General features: G+C 66.9%; 1 protein-coding gene. It reads left to right on the top strand.

Annotated elements, in window-relative coordinates; all coding sequences use genetic code 11:
* The first annotated feature begins 66 nt into the window (after positions 1 to 66).
* Positions 67 to 963 carry a transposase gene (locus E1292_RS50490; RefSeq protein WP_132606886.1) on the top strand — a complete coding sequence of 299 codons (897 nt, stop codon included), beginning with the start codon at positions 67 to 69 and terminating at the stop codon, positions 961 to 963.
* The last annotated feature ends 24 nt before the right edge of the window (positions 964 to 987 follow it).

The raw sequence follows: 987 nt of genomic DNA on the forward strand, positions 1-987 counted from the left end.
CTAGATCGCTGATGTGAAATTCGGTGATCGGCTGCGGGCGTGACGAAGGGCGTCCATGGTCGGTGTGTGAAGACTGACTTGGACGCCCTTCTGACCGCACTCTATGTGCATCTGGACGATCACGTGATGCCTTCGCGGGGACGGCCTCGCGGGCGGGGCCGGCCGCCGGTGCTGAGTCCGGCCGAGGCGGTGGTCGTGGCAGTGGCGCAGGTGCTGCTGCGGTGTGATGACGAACGCCGCTGGATGCGGATGGCGGCCGGCCGGATCGGGCACCTGTTCCCCAGACTGCCGTCCCAGTCGCAGTACAACCGGCAACTGCGTGATCTGGGGCCGGCCATGTCGGCGGCGGCGGCGTGGCTGGCCCGCCAGGTCCCGACCTGGCACGAGCCGTTGCGGCTGATGGACGGCACCCCGATCCGCTGCGGCGCCTCGCGGGTGACGGTCAACAGATCACACCTGGGTGAGATCGCCGGATACGGCATGGACAAGTCCCACCACGCCTTCTACTGGGGTGCCAAGCTGATGCTGATCACTACCGCTGACGGCGCGGTGACCGGCTTCAGCCTGGCCCACCCCAAAGAGCTCGATGAACGCAAGCAGGCCCTGCACCTGCTGCACGTCCACCAGATAGCCGGCGGGCCTTGCCCGATCGTGTGCGACAAGGGATTCGCCGGAGCCGGCATCGAGAAGGCCGCCGCCGATCTGGGTCATCTCCTGATCCGGCCGGCCCGCGAAGACGAGCCTGCACGCGCCCTGCCCTTCCCCGGCTGGCTACGCCAGCGCATCGAGGCGATCATCTGGACGCTGAAGAACCAGCTCGGCCTCGAACGCCACAACGCCCGCCACCCAGACGGCCTGTGGGCACGCATCAGCCAACGCATCCTCGCCCTCAACGCCGCAATCTGGCACAACTGGAACACCGACGCACCCGTGAAACGGTCCCTGACCGCCTACGACCACTAACCCAAATTCACATCAGCGATCTAG

The sequence above is a fragment of the Nonomuraea deserti genome, assembly GCF_004348685.1.
Classification (GTDB): domain Bacteria; phylum Actinomycetota; class Actinomycetes; order Streptosporangiales; family Streptosporangiaceae; genus Nonomuraea; species Nonomuraea deserti.